We start from the raw sequence: 16602 nt of genomic DNA on the forward strand, positions 1-16602 counted from the left end.
AATGCCTAAGGAGCAGACCGCCGCGCGCCGCCTGCTGTGAGGATTGCGCCTCGTCGCTTGTCGAACAAAGGACATAAGACCATGCACAACAAGCGCCTTGAGGCCCTGCGCAGCAATCCCGGCGGGGACTGGATCCCCGCCGACATCGAGATCACGGCGTCTCAATATGCCGTGAAGTTCAGGAAGATCACGGGAACCCACGAGGTGTTTCTCCATCCCTCCGTGCCGGATTGCGTGACTGTCCCATTGAAACAGAAGATCAGGGCCGTTCACGTCCGCGCCTTTGTCGCCCTGATCGACAAAATGGACGCACTCGACCAATGACCGAACCAAGCGTCTATCGCTACGAGACGGCGCCTCTCCCTGAACAGGAGGGCGGCGGCTATGTGGTCAGCTTCCCCGACATTCCAGGCTGTCTTGGCGTCGCCGACACCGAAGAAGAGGCCATCGCCGACGCACAAAAGGCGCTCTTCGCCTGTCTTGACGCGCTCAAGGCCGTCGGGCGGGCGGCGCCTGCGCCCTCCACGGCGCCAGGCTGACATAGGCTCGGCGTGATGGGGGCGCGTTGCGTCACATGGCGGCGTCCCGCCGCGTCGACGGCGGAACGATTGGCAAATTTCGCCAAAGACAATTATCCCCGCACGAAATCCGCGAAGGCGGCCAATTGCTTCCCCAAAAATTCCTTCGTGGCGGCATCGGTCAGGTCGCCGGTCGCGGTGTCGCTCTTGCCATAGGCGCCGCCGACCATCGCTTCTGGCGCGTTCATGACGCGGCCATCAAGGAAGACGAAGGTCTGGCGCAGGTGATATTGCATGCGGGCGCCGCCGAGCGCGCCGGGCGAGGCGCTCTGGATCAGCACGGGCTTGGCCTTGAACGGCGCGGAGGGCAGGCGCGACAGCCAGTCGATAGCGTTCTTCAGCGCGCCGGGCACGGAATAATTATATTCCGGCGAGACGATGATCACGCCGTCGGCGGCCTTGATCGCTGCGCCCATCGCCTCGACGGCGGCGGGGAAGCCCTCGGCCTGCACATCGGCGTTGTAGAGTGGAAAATCGCCCACCGAGCCCAGCGCGGAAATGGCGACGCCCTCAGGCGCCAGCGCGGGCAGGGCGCGTGCGACGCCGCCATTGACGGAGGCCTTGCGCAGGCTGCCGAGCAAAGTCACGAAATGCAGGTTCTTGCCGCTCATGTCGTCTCCTATGGGTCGCTTGGAATAAGGCCGGCCTGGGTCAGCCGGTCAGGAAATGGGGCGCGAAATCGCCGGTCTGGGCCAGCCAGTCATTGGCGGCGGCGCGGCCGGCCTCGCGCAACTGGGAGATGAAGGACCACTCCAGATTGCCCGGGCTGTGCTCGGCGAGAGACTGCACAGTGTCTTCCGCCGAAAGCCGGTCGATCCGCAGCTTCGCCCATTTTCCCGAAGCGTCGCCGGCCGCGCAGAGAGGCGCCAGCAGCCGGATCGCCTCGATCTCGCGGTCGAGGGTCGAGGCGAAATTGATCTGCTCGATGCGGCGTTGGATGTCGCTCCGCGCGCGCGGCGAGGCTTCCGAGCGGCTTGGCGTGATCTGGATGATCAGGACGTCCGACGCGTCGCTCTCCACCACCAGCGGCGTCAGCGGCGGATTGGCGATATAGCCGCCGTCCCAATACAGATCGCCATCGATTTCGATGGATTGATGCAGCAAGGGCAGGCAGGCCGAGGCCAGCACGGACTCGACGGTCAGTTCGTCATTACGGAAGATGCGCAGGCTGGCCGTGCTGACGCGCGTCGCGGCGATCAGCAGGCGCGGGCTGGCGAGATGGCGCAGCCGTTCGAAATCGACATGGGCCTCAAGGGCGACGCGGAGCGGATTGAGGTCGAAGGGATTGAATTGATAGGGCGACATCGCCCGGGCCAGAAAGCCGAGCGGCAGGGTCACCGCCTTGGGCAGGAAGGCCGCGCTCTGGCTAGCGTGAGTCCAGAATTTTTCGAGGTTTTTCCGCGCGCCTTCGCGTCCGCCTTCGGCAAGGCCGCTCGCCAGCAGGACGGCGTTGACCGCGCCGGCGCTGGCGCCGGAAAAGGCGTCGAGGACGAGATTTTCCTCTTCGAGCAGGCGCTCGAGCGCGCCCCAGGTAAAGGCGCCGAAGGATCCGCCGCCCTGGAGCGCGAGCGCGAGACGGGCGGGGGGCCAGGGGCGGTTTCCGTTTTGCCGGCGGAAATCGAGGGCGGCCTTGACGATATCCAAGTTGATCCTCCGGCGCAGGCGGCGCCTGCTGGAAGTTAAGCGCCGCCGCGCAAAGCGCAAGAGCGGGCTCAGCCGATTGAATGCGCCCGCGACAGATTAAGCACGGGGTCGGCGGCTTAAGGCCTGATGCTGCGGAGCAAACGCCGAGGCGGTGGATAAGCTCGCCCATCCTGCAATTCGTTTTGCCGGGCGCGCGTGGCGAGCGTAACCTTAATTTAACGAATCGTTAGTGCTTTTCCTTCAATTGTATCGAGTCGCCGTCCTCTTCTGCGGGGGTACCGCCATGGCGCTCAATTTGCTTGCCGCCGTCCTGTTCGGCGCTTTGGTCGGCCTCGATCGCCGGCTTTCCGGACACCAGCGCGCTTTGACCTTCGCAATCGCGGCGGCGCTCGCCGGGCTGGCCTTCGGGCGCCTTTGGGCGGCTTTCGCGCCGGCTGACTGGTATGTCGATTCGATCTGGGTCGAGATTTCCGCCGCCTGCTGCGTCTTCGCGCTGGGCTTTGGCGTCGACGACCGCGTTCCCTGGGAAGATCTGGAATCCGCGGGCGCCCTGGATGAGGACGATTCGCGCGACCTCTACCGGCTTCGGCTGTTCCAGGCCGCCGCCTTCGGCTTCGCCAATTCCGTCAACGCCTGGGCCTATGCGTTGGCTTTCCTGATGTTCATGGCCGCCGGGCATCTGCTGGAATGGGCTCTGACGCGCGCCCTCAAGCTTGGCGGCGACGAAAAGGCGCCGGCCTCACGGCGGGTCCAGCCGGAAATGGCGAGGGCGAACGCGGCTGCGACGCTGGAATGGCTCGATGACGCGCCGGGCTCCTTCATCGCGGCGCTCAATGCGGCTTATCGGGACGAACTGGCTCCGCAGACAGGCTCCAGCTCTCCAGCGCCTCGCCAAATAAGGGTTGTGCATAATTCGGCAAAGCCTTTGGATGCGCGATCCGCCGCCAATACGCGATCCATTGCGCCCGCGAATGGTAAAGCGGCACGACATAAAAGCCCGACAGAAGCACGCGATCCAGCGCGCGGGCGGCGGTGACGAAATCCTCCCGTGTTTCCGCCGCCTGCAGCGCCGCGATCATGGCGTCTATGGCCGGGCTTTTCGCCCCGGCGAGATTGTAGGACGCCTCCTGCGCCGCGCTGTCGCCGCCCCACCTCATGCGCTGCTCATTGCCCGGCGAGGCCGAGGCCTGCCAAAGCCCGATCATCATGTCGAATTCGAAACGCTGGCGGCGGCGCTGGAACTGCACTTCGTCAACCAGCCGCACCCGCGCGTCCACGCCGATCCGGCGCAACTGGCCGGAATAATGGAGCGCGAGGCGCTCCTGCTCGCGGTCGATGACGAGGATTTCGAAGGTCAGCGGCTTGCCGTCGCGCGTCAGCACGCCGTCTTGCAGCTTCCAGCCGGCTTTTTCCGCCAGCGCCAGCGCCTTTTTCGCAAGGGCGCGGTCGCGGCCGGAGCCGTCCGAGCGCGGCGGCGTCCAGCGGCCATCGAGAATGTCCTCGCGCACCGCGCCGGGGAATGGCGCGAGCAGCGCGCGCTCCGCCGCGCTCGCCGGGTGGCCCGAGGCTGAGAGTTCGGATTCGTCGAAGAAACTCCGGGTCCGCGTGTAGAGATTTGAATAGAGATTGGCGTTGAGCCATTCGAAATCGAACATCGCCGCCAGAGCCTCGCGCAGGCGCGGATCGGCGAAAAGAGCGCGGCGGGTGTTGAAGGCGAAGCCGCGCAGCCCCTTCGGCCCGCCGAGCGGCAGGGTCTCCAGCGCGACGCGGCCGTCGCGGCGGGCGGCGAAATCATAGCCGCCGACCCAACGATGCGGTTCCGTCTCCTCGCGATAATCGACCAACCCCGCCTTGAAGGCCTCGAACAGGCTGTTGTCGTCGCGGCCGTAATCGAACACAACCTCGTCGAAATTATAGAGCCCGCAGGCCATCGGCAGGTCCTTGCCCCAATAGTTCGGGTCGCGGCGCAGGACCAGCTTTTCGCCTGGTTTGACCTCCGCGACCTTGTAGGGGCCGGAACCGAGCGGAACGGCGAGGCCCTCCTCGGCGAAGCGCTTCTCGGTCATGGCGTGGGCCGGCAGGACCGGCATCAGGGCGAGGATCAGCGGCAATTCGCGGTCATTGGCGCCGGCGAGGTCATAGCGGATCGTGCGCTCGTCCAGCGCCTCGATCGAGCGCACCAGCCCATAGGCGCCGCGCTGCTGCGGGCGGCCCTTGTTCTTCAGCAGGTTGAAGGAAAAAACCACATCGCGCGCCGTGATCGGCGCGCCATCGGAAAAATGCGCGGCCGGATTGAGCCGGAACACGACATGATCGCGGGCCTCATTGGTCTCGATCGTCTCCGCGATCAGGCCGTAAAGCGTGAAGGGCTCGTCATAGGAGCGGGCCATCAGGCTCTCATAGACCGGCCCGGCGATGCCCGCCGCGGTTGTCCCGGCGTTGACGCCATAGGGATTGAGATTGTCGAAGGCGCCATATTCGCCGAGATGCAGGGTCCCGCCCTTGCGGGCGGCGGGATCGGCATAGGGCAGGCATTTGAAGCCCGGCGGAAGCGCCGGCTGGCCCTGCATGGCGATGGCGTGGCTGATTCGGCCCTGCGACGCATCTTCCGCCCCGCGCGCGCCGGCGGGCCCCAGCCACGACAGGGCGGCGGCGAGGCAGGCGGCGAAAACCTGACGCGATGGCGAACGGAAGCGGCGCATGGCGGAATGCTAAAGCAAATTTATGGGTTTGACGCAGGTTTTTACCCGCAGGGCCAAGAAAAGAAGGGCCGCGGAGTTTTCCCTGCTGGAAAAGCGCAGGCGAAGACGATATGAAAGCGCCGTCAATCTGTCGCCTTATTTTGAGGCGATGAGCGCTTCGCTTTGCTCCCAAGGGGCGATCAGGGGTTCTCTCGCAATATCGCGGGCCGGGCGTTCCGCCGCCCCGCTGAAAGGATTTCGAATGTCGATGTCTTCGTCCCGCTTTGGCGCCGCTCTGGTCGCAGGCGCGCTTCTCCTCGGCTCCGCGCCGGCCTTCGCGCAGCAGCCTGCCGCTCCCGCTCCCGCCCCCGGCCAGACGCCCGCTGGCCAGCCCGGCGGCGCCCCGCAGGGCCCGCTGAAGGTCGATCTCATTCCCACGCAGGCGGACTGGACAAAGGTTTGCGGCCACGACAACGCCGCCAACAAGGACATTTGCTACACCACGCGCGATTTCGGCGCCCAGAAGGACCAGGCCCCGGTCCTCGCCCTCGCCGTCTATGACGTCAAGGGCGAAGACGTCAGGATCATCCGCTTCCTGATGCCTGTCGGCCTGATGCTGCGTCCGGGTTTCCGCTTCTCGATCGACAAGGGCCCGGTCACCGAAGGCGCCTTCGAGATCTGCTTCCCGAACGGCTGCTTCGCCGAGGCCAAGGTCAAGAAGGACGTCATCGACGCCGCCCGCAAGGGCACGGCCATGACCGTCGTTGTCAAGAACCAGGCCAATGCCGAAGTCGTTTTCAACTTGCCGCTGGCGGGCTTCGGCAAGGCCTTCGACGGCCCGGCGGTCGACCCCAAGGTTCTGGAAGAGCAGCAGAAGAAGCTGGCCACGGAACTGCAGAAGCGCGCCGAGGAAGAGCGCAAGAAGCTCGAGCAGCAGCAGGGCGGCGCCGCCGCTCCGGCCGCGCCCGCGGCTCCGGCTGCTCCCGCCGCGCCTGCCGCGCCGGCGAAGTAAGCTTTTCGCGCAAAGGCGGTCGCCCCGGCGGCCGCCGCCGCAGAACAAAAAACGCGCGGAGCGATCCGCGCGTTTTTTGCGTTCAGTTAAGTCGGAAATTCAATTCAGGACGCGCGAACGGACGACGTAGCGGCCCGTGTCCGAGCGCGCGAAGGCCTCGTCGATCTGCGGATTGCGCAAGGGCGCGCCGCTGTCGTCGCGTTCGAGATTCTGCTCGGACACATAGGCCATATATTCGGTGTCCGAATTTTCGGCATAGAGGTGATAGAAGGGCTGGTCCTTGGCCGGACGCACTTCCTCGGGAATGGAGAGCCACCATTCCTCGGTGTTCGCAAAGACCGGATCGATGTCGTAGATCACGCCGCGGAATGGATATTTGCGGTGTTTGACAACTTCGCCAATGCCGTATTTCGCCGCGCGCGGTTTCATATCGATGGCCCCGTCAGGCTAAGCAGGGCAAAGAAAATTTCACAGCTACGCATTTAAGTCAATCAGGCCCGCCTTTCGGCGCATAGGTCGAGAGGCGGGCCGTAATCCCGACGGCGTCAGAAGCCGTAAAGCGCGGCGTAATCCGGGTCCTTGACGGCGACCTGCCGGGCGCAATCCACCATCACCTTGGCCTGTTTCCAGGTTGCGTCGTCCTGCATCTTGCCGTCGATCATGGCCACGCCGGAGCCGTCGGGCATGGCTTCCAGAATCTTTCTGGCGAAAGCCACTTCCTTGGGATCGGGCGAGAAGACCTTCTTGGCGATGGCGATCTGATTGGGGTGCAGCGACCAGGCGCCCGCGCAGCCCAGCAGGAAGGCGTTGCGGAACTGCACTTCGCAGGCGGCGAGGTCGCCAATGTCGCCGAAGGGGCCGTAAAAGCTCTTGATGCCGGCCGAGGCGCAGGCGTCCACCATCTTTGCGACGGTGTAATGCCAGAGGTCCTGCTGATAGACCGGGCGTTCGGAAACGCCGGCGACCGGATCGGCCAGCACCTTGTATTCGGGATGGCCGCCGCCGACGCGGGTAGTCTTCATGGCGCGCGAGGCGGCGAGGTCCGCCGGGCCGAGGCTCATGCCATGCATGCGCGGCGAAGCAAGGGCGATGTCCTCGACATTCTTGACGCCTTCGGCGGTTTCGAGAATGGCGTGGATCAGGATCGGCTTGGTGACGCCGTGTCGGGCTTCGAGCTGCGCGAGCAGCTGGTCGAGATAATGAATGTCCCAGGGGCCTTCGACCTTGGGCAGCATGATGACGTCGAGCTTGTTGCCAATTGCCGCGACGATTTCCGTGACGTCATCGAGCAGCCAGGGCGAGTTGAGGCAGTTCACGCGGGTCCACAGGCCCGTCGTGCCGAAATCATTGGCCAGGCCCATCTCAATAAATCCCTTGCGCGCCGCCTCCTTGGCGTCGGCGGGAATGGCGTCTTCGAGATTGCCGAGGATGACGTCGGCGGTCGGGATCGTCTCGCGCATCTTGGCCCGCACCTTTTCGAGATGCGGCGGCACGAAATGGATCATGCGTTCGACGCGCACCGGCAATTCGCGATAAGGCGCAGGGGCGCCGATCGCCAGAGGTTCAAAGAATTTGCGAGGGCTCTTGCTCATGAACAGGCTCCATTGGCTGCCTTGCCTCTAGGATAAATCGACCTTGGCCGCAATTGCACTCTTTCCCGTTCCAGCCCAAAATCCAGGCATGAACGAAAACGACCTCGATCCGATCGAACTCCTGACGCCCGAAGAAATGGGGCGGGCGGATTCGCTCACGATTGCGGGCGGAGTCCCCGGCTATGCGCTCATGCTGCGCGCGGGCAAAAATGTCGCCGCCGCCGCAGCCGACATGCTGCGCGCGGGCGAGGGGCGGCGCGTCGCGGTGTTTTGCGGTCCCGGCAATAATGGCGGCGACGGCTATGTCGCGGCGCGGCTGCTGCGCGAGCAGGGGTTTGAGGTCGCCGTCGGCGCGCTCGGCGATCCGGCCCGGCTGAACGGCGATGCAGCGCAAGCCTTTGCGGATTGGGCCGGAACCGTGGCGCCGGCGGACTCGCTCGATCCGCGCGCCTGCGATCTTGTTATCGACGCCTTGTTCGGCGCTGGCCTGTCGCGCCCTCTCGACGGCGCCGCCTTGCAGATCGTCGAGCGGATCAACGGCTCGGGGACGCCGGTGTTGGCGGTGGATGTGCCTTCGGGTCTCGACGGCTCTAACGGCGCCATCGGCTCGAAGGCGGTGCAGGCGCGCGAAACCGTAAGTTTTTTCCGGCTCAAGCCCGGCCATGTGCTGCTGCCGGGCCGAGGCGCCTGCGGCAAGCTGCGCCTGACCCAAATCGGGATCGAGGACGCCGTTCTGCATCAGATCGGGCCGCAAACCTTTCTCAATGCGCCCGCGCTCTGGCGCGGCCACATGCCATGGCCCGAGACGGCCGGCCATAAATATGTGCGCGGCCATCTGGTGGTCGCCACCGGGCCGGCGATCCGAACCGGGGCGGGGCGCCTCGCCGCGCGGGCGGGGCTGAGGATCGGGGCGGGCCTCGTCACCCTCGCCAGCCCCGAGGACGCGCTGGCGGTCAACGCCGCCCATCTCACCGCCATCATGCTGCGCGGCGTGGACGGCCCGGCGCAATGGCGGGACCTGCTCGCCGACAGGCGCTTTTCGGCCGTGGTGCTTGGGCCTGCCTTCGGCATGGGCGAGACGACGCAAGCGGTCGTGGAGGCCATTCTCGGCGGCGTGGCCAAGGACTCCGGACGGCGCTTCGGGCTCGTGCTGGACGCCGACGCCTTAACCTCATTTTCATCGCAGTCTGATAGGCTGTCTCACATGATCCGGGCGAGTGGCGCTGAGGTTGTCATCACGCCACATGAAGGTGAGTTTTCTCGTATTTTCAATGAAAAAGACGAGAAAGCTCCGGTAAAGCCAGAAGATGAGGCGCACGCTTCCGGCGTTGCATCCGATATGGCAGTCCATCCGACTGATTTACCTTATAAATTAGATCGCGCTCGCGCCGCCGCCCACGCCCTGGGCGCCTGTGTCGTTTTGAAGGGCCCGGACACGATTGTCACCGGCCCGGACGGCCGCGCCGCCATCGCCCGCAACGCGCCGCCGACGTTGGCGACCGCCGGTTCGGGCGATGTCCTCGCCGGATTGATCGGCGGCCTGCTGGCGCAGGGCATGGCGACGTTCGAGGCGGCAGCCTGCGCGGTCTGGCTGCATGGCGAAGCGGCGAATCTATTCGGGCCAGGCCTGATCGCCGAGGATCTGCCGGAAATTTTGCCGCGCGCTTTGGCCGATCTGGCTCCGACGTAAAAAGGGAGAGAAGCATGTCTGAACCTGTCATCGCACAAAAGGGGCCTTTTCCGGTCGAGGTCGAAGCGGGCAAAACCTATTTCTGGTGCGCCTGCGGCAAATCCGCGAAACAGCCTTTTTGCGACGGTTCGCACAAGGGAACGGACTTCAGGCCCATCGTTCACAAAGCGGAAACGTCGGGCGAAGTCTGGTTCTGCGGATGCAAACATTCCGCCGACAAACCGTTTTGCGACGGCACGCATGAGACATTGTGAAGGTTTATTGGGGAATAAGTATCATTTCACTGTAATTCGCTGCGCTGTCATTCGTAATTGACCGTCATTGCAGCTTGGATAGCTGGATATTCGAGCTCCAGTTTCACTGGCGCGAGGTGAGATTATCGGCGCATCGCGACAAAAGCTCCGCAAGGCGTTCCGCTTCGGCTTCGCCGACGACCTCAATCATAATCTCTTCCAGATCACCAATGACCCGATGCGCTTGAGCCAGGAGTTTCTGCCCGGCCTGTGTAAGCTCGCTTCTTAGAATACGTCCGTGGGATGGATCGGCCTCTCGCGAGAGGAGCCCATCCCGGTGCAGGTTCGCAAGAATGCCCTGCATCGTCTGCGGCGTAACAAAAGCCGCTCGCGCCAAGCGTGCGTTCGAGATGCCGGCTTCCGCCTCAATCGCACACAGAACGGCATACTGGGCTACCGTTAGACCCAAGGGGCGCAGGACCTCATCCATGCGCGTGCGAAGCGCCTGCTGTGCGCGCTTCAGCGCGTAGCCCAGCCGCTTTGCGACCGGTTCTGGCATATTTTCGCTCGACATATCAGGCTCCTTATATTATATCAGGCTCCTGATAATAACGATGGAGATCACGATGGCCAAGCTGATTGGACCCGATTTCATAGCGCTCCAGGTGCGCGACCTCGAAGCTTCCAAACGCTTCTACATTGAGCGCCTCGGTCTTTCGCTTGCCGATCGAAGCCCGCCGGGCGCGGTTGTGTTCGACACAACGCCGATCCCCTTTGCGATTCGGGCTCCGCTGGTCGACTTGTCGGCTTCCGAGCGACTTGGTTGGGGCGTGTCGCTTTGGCTCGCCTGCGACGATGCAGATGCTTTCCACGAGCAGCTCACAGCCGCAGGCGTAACCGTTCTTTCGCCTCCCCAAGACGGGCCGTTCGGGCGTTTTTTCAGCTTCCAGGACCCGGACGGGTATGTAGTCACTCTTCATACGAAAAAGGGATAGACGTTATAGACGTCACCCACGCTCAACATGCATGTAATTACGGAATTACCATGACATGATACTATTTATCAGGGACTTGTTAGAAAATATGTATCATGTCAATGTAATTTCATATCAAATAAAACCTTATGGATTACGGTGGCATGATCCGGATCGCCGAATTCGTCGAATAAAGCTGTTGCGAACGCTTGCTTTGTTGCTGCAGTATATCGGCGCCAATCGTTTTGTCACGTCACCTCGAACCACGCCGCCAGACCATTGGCGAAATGGTCCATGATGGCCGAGGCGAGCAGCCATTTGCCGGGATTGTCGGCGACGAAGGCGACATGTTTGGTCCGCAGCGGCGGGACGATCACGCTGTCGCGCCAATAGGGCTCCCAGCCGTCGTCGAGATCGTGCAGCAGGCGCACGACATGGCCCTGGATATGGATGACCTGTGGAAACAGGGACTTGTTCACAAGCCCGAGGCTCACCGGCGTCCCTTTTTTCACCGAGAACAGCGGTGGGCCATCAAAGCCCGTCCCGGATTTGCCATTGATCGACCAGACGCTGCGCAGGGCCTCGCCCACTGGCTTGAAATTCGAGGGCGTCGTCCGCGTCGCGCCGCCTTCGATGACCAGATCGAGCTTTTTCGCCTTTTCCAGCCGGATTTGGACGGGCAGCAGCGGATTGGGCGGCGGCGGAAGGATCGGCGGCGCGGGAGGCTTGGGCGCGCCTGCGGTCCTGAATTCCAGCAAGGTTACGTCCGGCAGTTCCGTCTCGCCGCGCAAGATGAGCTTGCAACTCTGCGCCTCGACCGGCGGCAGATCGAGCAGCAAATCGCAGCGGGCGCCGGGTCCGAGCGGCAGGGCGCGCCGCGCCGGCTCGAACGGGTCGCAGAACTGGCCGTCGAGGGCGATGATCTTGAGGTCGCCGCCCTGAAAGGCGAGATCCATGATCCGCGCCGTCGCGGCGTTGACGAGCCGCAGCCGCAGCCGCGCGCCGGGCGCGAAGGTCAGCGGCGGGGTTTTTGCCCGCGAATTGACGCTGCTGACCGCGCCGAGGCGGCCCTGCCGGATGACGTCGGCGGGATTGTCGAAATCGGGGATGATCTGGCCAGTAGCGTCGAGCCGCCAGTCGTCCAGCACCAGAATGAGGTCGGAATCGGAGAAGATCGGCTGCGGCTCATCGACGATGACGGCGCCATAAAGCCCGCGCCCGAGCTGCTCGCCGGAAAATGGCTGGACGAGCGGCTGGTATAAATAAGTTCCGGCGTCGGGCGGCGTGAAGCGGAAGTCGTGGGTCTCGCCGGGCGCCACATATTTTGGCGCCTGACCGGCCGGGCCGGCTATTTCATTGGCGACGCGCATGCCGCGCCAGAGCAGGGCGGTGGGCTGCTCCAGCTTGTTCACCAGCCGCGCCTTGATTTCCTGCCCCAGCGCCGTGCGCAAGAGCGGACCGGGAGTCTCGCCGCCGAATCCCCAGATCCTTGTCTGCGCCGCAGGCGCAGGGTTCAAGGGAACTGCGCCGGGCTGGGCCACAAGCTGCGTAAAACCGTCGGAGTCCTCGGCGCGGCCGGCTTCGGGCAGGGCGAAAACGCTCGCCGCGACGGTGCCGAACAGGGTGCGGCGGGTGAGGATCATCGGGCCTCTCGGGGACGGAAAGCGCGCGAGCTTAACAGATTCTGATTACAAGTCGGCGCATGGGGCGCGCCGGACTCCATTTTTTTGCTGCTTTCCTTTTCTTCCATTGCTATAGAGCGCAACCTACGTGGGCGGCCGCTACTTTCGCGGGCGCGCAGGCGCGCGGGCGTGGCGGAACTGGTAGACGCGCCGGATTTAGGTTCCGGTGGTGAAAATCGTGGGGGTTCGAGTCCCTCCGCCCGCACCAGCGCCACGCAAAACGCCCGATTCGGCTGGTTTCATCCCGCAAAGGCCCTCCGGCCAAGCGGCGCAGAGGTTTTGAGAAGGTTTTGACGATGCAGACGACTGAAACGCTTTCGCAAGGGCTGAAGCGCGAATATCAGGTGATCCTCGCGGCCTCCGAGCTGGCCTCCAAGCTTGAGGCCCAGTTGTCCGAGCTCAAGGACAAGGTGCGCATCAACGGGTTCCGCCCGGGCAAGGTGCCGGCCGGTCATCTGAAGCGCCTCTATGGCAAGTCCATCATGGGCGACGTCGTCCAGCAGGCCGTCAACGACGCCCAGACCAAGATTCTCGCCGACAATAATCTCCGCCTCGCCGGCCAGCCGAAGCTCGACTTCCCGGAAGACCGCGCCGAGATGGACAAGGTGCTGGAAGCGACCGGCGACCTGAAATTCAGCATCGCGTTCGAGGTTCTGCCGACCTTCGACGTCGGATCCTTCGAGGACGTCGAGCTGGAGCGCGTCGTCGCTGAGATTCCGGCCGAGGACATCGACCAGCAGCTCAAGGATCTGGCCGACCGCAACAAGAACTACACGGCGCGCGAAGAGGGCGCGGAAGCGCAGAGCGGCGACAAGCTGACGATCGATTTTGTCGGCCGCCTCGGCGAGGAAGCTTTCGAAGGCGGAACGGCGGAAAACGTCGATCTCGTGCTCGGCTCCGGCTCGTTCATTCCCGGCTTTGAAGCTCAGCTCGAAGGCGCCAAGGCCGGCGACGAGCGCAAGGTCGTCGTGACCTTCCCCGCCGATTACCAGGCCGCCCATCTCGCCGGTCAAGAAGCCGTCTTCGACGTCACCGTCAAGGCGGTCGCCGCCCCGGGCGACGTCGCCGTTGACGACGAGCTCGCCAAGAAATTCGGCTTCGAGGATCTCGGCAAGCTGCGCGAAGCCGTGACCGCCCGCGTCAAGGCCGATTACGACCGCGCCTCGCGCGACAAGCTGAAGCGCGCCCTGCTCGACGCCCTCGACAAGAAGTTCGACTTCGAACTGCCGCAGGACATGGTCGAGCAGGAGTTCAACGGCATCTGGGGTCAGATCCAGGCCGAGCAGAACGCCGCCGGCAAGACCTTCGCCGATGAGGGCACGACCGAGGAAGAGCAGCGCGCCGAATATCGCCGCATCGCCGAGCGCCGCGTGCGCCTTGGCCTGGTTGTCGCGGAAGTCGGCGAAAAGGCCGGGGTCAAGGTCGGCGACGACGAGGTGAGCCGCGCCATCGTCGAGCGCGCCCGCCAGTTCCCCGGCCAGGAAAAGCTGTTCTGGGATTATTACCAGAAGAACCCGCAGGCCCTCGCCGAGATTCGCGCCCCGATCTATGAGGAAAAGGTGGTCGACCACATCATCGCGGCCGCCAAGGTGTCCGACAAGACCATCTCCAAGGACGAGCTGTTCAAGGTCGAGGACGACGCGGCCGACGCCTGAGTTTTTTGAAGAGAAACGTGTGAAGCGCCCGCGGTTTCGCGGGCGCTTTTCATTTGAAGCGCGAAAAGCGCGGGGCCGGTTTCAGACTTTTTTCATGCGCGCGCCCTTATGCGAGAAGGCTTGTCGCGTTTCAGACGGGCTGATTCGCGGAAAAAGGGGCGACCGAAAGCGCTTTCGCAGCGTCATAGGCGCGCAGGGAGCGCGCAAAAGGCAAAAGCGTTGCAGGCGAGGCCGCGGTCCGGGCCCTGATATTCCGGGGCGCGCGCCGGCGCCTCCATTCGGCCTCGTTCTTGCATTTCTTTTGGACGCTTGGCGGCCATTGCCTCGGACCGCAAGCGCATTATGTTGGGATGAGGCCACAAGAACGGCTTTGGCCGTCGAAGGAAAAAGATCCATGCGCGATCCGGTTGACGTCTATAACCAATATCTCATCCCGCAGGTCATCGAGAACACGCCGCGCGGCGAACGCGGATTCGACATTTATTCGCGACTTCTGCGCGAGCGAATCGTCTTCCTGACCGGCCCGGTCGAGGACGGCATGGCCTCGGTCATCATCGCGCAGCTGCTGTTCCTCGAGGCGGAGAATCCGAAGAAGGAAATCTCCATGTACATCAACTCGCCGGGCGGCGTGGTGACGGCGGGCATGGCGATCTACGACACGATGCAGTTCATCAAGCCCAAGGTCTCGACGCTGTGCGTGGGTCAGGCGGCCTCGATGGGCTCGCTCCTGCTGTGCGGCGGCGAAAAGGGCATGCGCTTCGCCCTGCCCAACGCCCGCATCATGGTTCACCAGCCTTCGGGCGGCTTCCAGGGCCAGGCGTCGGACATCCTCCGCCACGCGGAAGACATCATGAAGGTCAAGAAGCGTCTCAATGATGTTTATGTGACTCACACGGGCCAAGACTATGACACGATCGAGCGCACGCTCGACCGCGATCACTTCATGTCGTCGGATGAGGCCAAGGCTTTCGGCCTGATCGACGACGTGCTCAGCAAGCGTCCCGAGGAAGCGGAAGCCAAATGAGCTGGGGACGGCGCCCGTCTTGCATGGGCGTAAAAATATTGTGACGCTTGCCATTGACGCCGACGGGCATAAAATCAGGCCGCTGACGTCGATGGATGAACCGGGGCGCGAAAGCGCGATTTCGCCGAACCGGCGGCGAGAATCCCAGCGGCCTTTGGCGGTTCAACCGCCGGGGGCGGCGCAAGGGCGGTCGAACGAGGCCCGGTCGGCCGCAAGGAGATGCTGATGAGCAAGGTTGGCAATAGCGACTCGAAAAACACGCTCTATTGCTCGTTCTGCGGCAAGAGCCAACACGAGGTGCGGAAGCTGATCGCCGGGCCGACGGTGTTCATTTGCGATGAGTGCGTCGAGCTCTGCATGGACATCATCCGCGAGGAGAACAAATCCGCGCTGGTCAAGACGCGCGACGGCATTCCGACGCCGAAGGAAATCTGCAAGGTCCTCGACGATTACGTGATCGGCCAGTTCCAGGCCAAGCGCGTGCTGTCGGTGGCGGTGCATAATCACTACAAGCGCCTCAACCACGCAACCAAGCATTCCGACGTCGAACTGGCGAAGTCGAACATCCTGCTGGTCGGTCCGACCGGTTCGGGCAAGACCCTGCTGGCGCAGACGCTGGCGCGCATTCTCGACGTGCCCTTCACCATGGCTGACGCCACCACGCTGACGGAAGCGGGCTATGTCGGCGAGGACGTCGAGAACATCATCCTCAAGCTGCTGCAGGCCTCCGACTATAATGTCGAGCGCGCGCAGCGCGGCATCGTCTATATCGACGAGATCGATAAGATTTCCCGCAAGTCGGACAATCCGTCGATCACGCGCGACGTGTCGGGCGAGGGCGTGCAGCAGGCCCTGCTGAAGATCATGGAAGGCACGGTCGCCTCCGTGCCGCCGCAGGGCGGCCGGAAACACCCGCAGCAGGAGTTCCTGCAGGTGGATACGACCAATATCCTGTTCATCTGCGGCGGCGCCTTCGCGGGCCTGGACAAGATCATCTCCAATCGCGGCAAGACCACCTCGATCGGCTTCCAGGCCCGGGTCACCGGCCCTGACGAACGCCGCTCGGGCGAAATCTTCCGCAATGTCGAGCCCGAGGATCTGCTGAAATTCGGCCTGATCCCGGAATTCGTCGGCCGTCTGCCGGTGATCGCGACGCTGGAGGATCTCGACGAGGAGGCTCTGAAGAAAATCCTCGTCGATCCGAAGAATGCGCTGGTGAAGCAATATCAGCGCCTGTTCGAGATGGAGAATGTCGAGCTGACCTTCCAGGACGAGGCGCTCAACGTCATCGCCCGCCGCGCGATCGAACGAAAGACCGGCGCGCGCGGCCTGCGCTCCATCATGGAGGGCATCCTGCTCGACACCATGTACGACCTCCCCGGGCTGGAAGGCGTGGAACAGGTGGTGATCGGCCCCGAAGTGGTCGAGGGCAAGGCGAAGCCGCTCTATATTTACGCCGAAAGGGCGGAAAAGAGCGGCGTCAGCGCCTGATCTCAAAGAGAGGCGGGGGCTCAGGCCGCCGCCTTCCTTCGTTAGAGGGTCCGGCGTTTGGGAAAGGCCGCGCTTTCGTTCCGGAAGGCTTGAAAGCGGCGCACGGCGCCCCATTTGCCACTTATGTTAACCCAATCGCCGCCGATGCTTGAAAAGGTCGGCGGCGCATGGGGCGGAGGCCTCCGGCGCCGCAAGCTGTCCCGGAATGCTGATCGAGCCGGGATCGCGCAGACAGACGTTTGCAGCCCCTGCTGCTCCACAAGGAGCTGTCGAGGCTCCAAGGGCCGGAACGCCGAAGCCGCATGGGCGGGTCAAATCGCCTTCACTGACGGTTTCGCCTGCCATG

At 63.7% G+C, this 16602-nt stretch carries 17 protein-coding genes and 1 tRNA gene; 10 read left to right on the forward strand and 8 right to left on the reverse strand.

The window, feature by feature from the left end; all coding sequences use genetic code 11:
• The first annotated feature begins 81 nt into the window (after window positions 1–81).
• Both QM467_RS06420 and QM467_RS06425 read left to right on the forward strand, forming a co-directional pair.
• Entirely contained in the window at window positions 82–324 is a 243-nt protein-coding gene (locus QM467_RS06420) for a hypothetical protein (protein WP_283365474.1), read from the forward strand.
• Complete coding sequence (locus QM467_RS06425; protein WP_283365475.1) at window positions 321–539, forward strand: type II toxin-antitoxin system HicB family antitoxin; 219 nt, start codon at window positions 321–323, stop codon at window positions 537–539. Before QM467_RS06420 ends, QM467_RS06425 begins: the two co-directional genes overlap by 4 nt.
• Window positions 540–631: 92 nt before the next feature.
• Here the strand turns inward: QM467_RS06425 and QM467_RS06430 are convergent, their stop codons facing one another.
• The 4 genes from QM467_RS06430 to QM467_RS06445 form a co-directional block, all read right to left on the reverse strand.
• A complete protein-coding gene (locus tag QM467_RS06430) occupies window positions 632–1189 on the reverse strand; it encodes an NADPH-dependent FMN reductase (RefSeq protein ID WP_283365476.1) in 558 nt (185 codons plus the stop codon).
• A 40-nt stretch (window positions 1190–1229) separates the two neighbouring features.
• Complete coding sequence (locus QM467_RS06435) at window positions 1230–2222, reverse strand: patatin-like phospholipase family protein (RefSeq protein ID WP_283365477.1); 993 nt, start codon at window positions 2220–2222, stop codon at window positions 1230–1232.
• Between the two features lie 226 nt (window positions 2223–2448).
• Entirely contained in the window at window positions 2449–2901 is a 453-nt protein-coding gene (locus tag QM467_RS06440; RefSeq protein WP_283365478.1) for a hypothetical protein, read from the reverse strand.
• A 151-nt stretch (window positions 2902–3052) separates the two neighbouring features.
• Window positions 3053–4924 carry an extracellular solute-binding protein gene (locus QM467_RS06445; RefSeq protein ID WP_283365479.1) on the reverse strand — a complete coding sequence of 624 codons (1872 nt, stop codon included), beginning with the start codon at window positions 4922–4924 and terminating at the stop codon, window positions 3053–3055.
• A 241-nt stretch (window positions 4925–5165) separates the two neighbouring features.
• Between QM467_RS06445 and QM467_RS06450 the strand changes: the two genes are divergently transcribed.
• Entirely contained in the window at window positions 5166–5915 is a 750-nt protein-coding gene (locus QM467_RS06450) for an invasion associated locus B family protein (protein WP_283365480.1), read from the forward strand.
• A 99-nt stretch (window positions 5916–6014) separates the two neighbouring features.
• On the opposite strand, the gene hspQ is transcribed toward QM467_RS06450, so the two are convergent.
• Both hspQ and QM467_RS06460 read right to left on the reverse strand, forming a co-directional pair.
• A complete protein-coding gene (gene hspQ, locus QM467_RS06455) occupies window positions 6015–6344 on the reverse strand; it encodes a heat shock protein HspQ (RefSeq protein ID WP_283365481.1) in 330 nt (109 codons plus the stop codon).
• Between the two features lie 116 nt (window positions 6345–6460).
• Window positions 6461–7507: an HpcH/HpaI aldolase/citrate lyase family protein gene (locus QM467_RS06460; protein ID WP_283365482.1), complete on the reverse strand. Its 1047-nt coding sequence runs from the start codon at window positions 7505–7507 to the stop codon at window positions 6461–6463.
• 88 nt (window positions 7508–7595) lie between these two features.
• Here QM467_RS06460 and QM467_RS06465 point away from each other — a divergent pair, with 88 nt between their 5' ends.
• Together QM467_RS06465 and QM467_RS06470 are read left to right on the forward strand one after the other, a co-directional pair.
• Window positions 7596–9197 carry an NAD(P)H-hydrate dehydratase gene (locus QM467_RS06465; RefSeq protein ID WP_283365483.1) on the forward strand — a complete coding sequence of 534 codons (1602 nt, stop codon included), beginning with the start codon at window positions 7596–7598 and terminating at the stop codon, window positions 9195–9197.
• A gap of 14 nt (window positions 9198–9211) precedes the next feature.
• Entirely contained in the window at window positions 9212–9451 is a 240-nt protein-coding gene (locus QM467_RS06470; protein WP_283365484.1) for a CDGSH iron-sulfur domain-containing protein, read from the forward strand.
• Window positions 9452–9554: 103 nt separating this feature from the next.
• Here the strand turns inward: QM467_RS06470 and QM467_RS06475 are convergent, their stop codons facing one another.
• Window positions 9555–10004 carry a MarR family winged helix-turn-helix transcriptional regulator gene (locus tag QM467_RS06475; protein ID WP_283365485.1) on the reverse strand — a complete coding sequence of 150 codons (450 nt, stop codon included), beginning with the start codon at window positions 10002–10004 and terminating at the stop codon, window positions 9555–9557.
• Between the two features lie 52 nt (window positions 10005–10056).
• On the opposite strand from QM467_RS06475, the gene QM467_RS06480 reads away from it, so the two are divergent.
• Window positions 10057–10425 (forward strand): VOC family protein, encoded by a 369-nt coding sequence (locus QM467_RS06480; RefSeq protein WP_283365486.1) that lies wholly within the window; start codon window positions 10057–10059, stop codon window positions 10423–10425.
• A gap of 227 nt (window positions 10426–10652) precedes the next feature.
• On the opposite strand, the gene QM467_RS06485 is transcribed toward QM467_RS06480, so the two are convergent.
• Window positions 10653–12047, reverse strand: a complete 1395-nt coding sequence (locus QM467_RS06485; protein WP_283365487.1) for a multicopper oxidase family protein — start codon at window positions 12045–12047, stop codon at window positions 10653–10655.
• Window positions 12048–12209: 162 nt separating this feature from the next.
• Between QM467_RS06485 and QM467_RS06490 the strand changes: the two genes are divergently transcribed.
• From QM467_RS06490 to clpX, 4 genes are all read left to right on the forward strand, one after another.
• Window positions 12210–12294, forward strand: a tRNA-Leu gene (locus QM467_RS06490).
• 88 nt (window positions 12295–12382) lie between these two features.
• Window positions 12383–13741, forward strand: coding sequence for a trigger factor (tig, locus tag QM467_RS06495; RefSeq protein WP_283365488.1), 1359 nt, complete (start codon window positions 12383–12385; stop codon window positions 13739–13741).
• Window positions 13742–14135: 394 nt separating this feature from the next.
• On the forward strand, window positions 14136–14765 hold the full coding sequence (gene clpP, locus QM467_RS06500; protein ID WP_283365489.1) for an ATP-dependent Clp endopeptidase proteolytic subunit ClpP: 630 nt from the start codon (window positions 14136–14138) through the stop codon (window positions 14763–14765).
• 225 nt (window positions 14766–14990) lie between these two features.
• Entirely contained in the window at window positions 14991–16256 is a 1266-nt protein-coding gene (gene clpX, locus QM467_RS06505; RefSeq protein WP_283365490.1) for an ATP-dependent Clp protease ATP-binding subunit ClpX, read from the forward strand.
• Window positions 16257–16602 lie beyond the last annotated feature (346 nt).

Source organism: Rhodoblastus sp. 17X3, from assembly GCF_030056575.1.
Lineage (GTDB): Bacteria > Pseudomonadota > Alphaproteobacteria > Rhizobiales > Beijerinckiaceae > Rhodoblastus.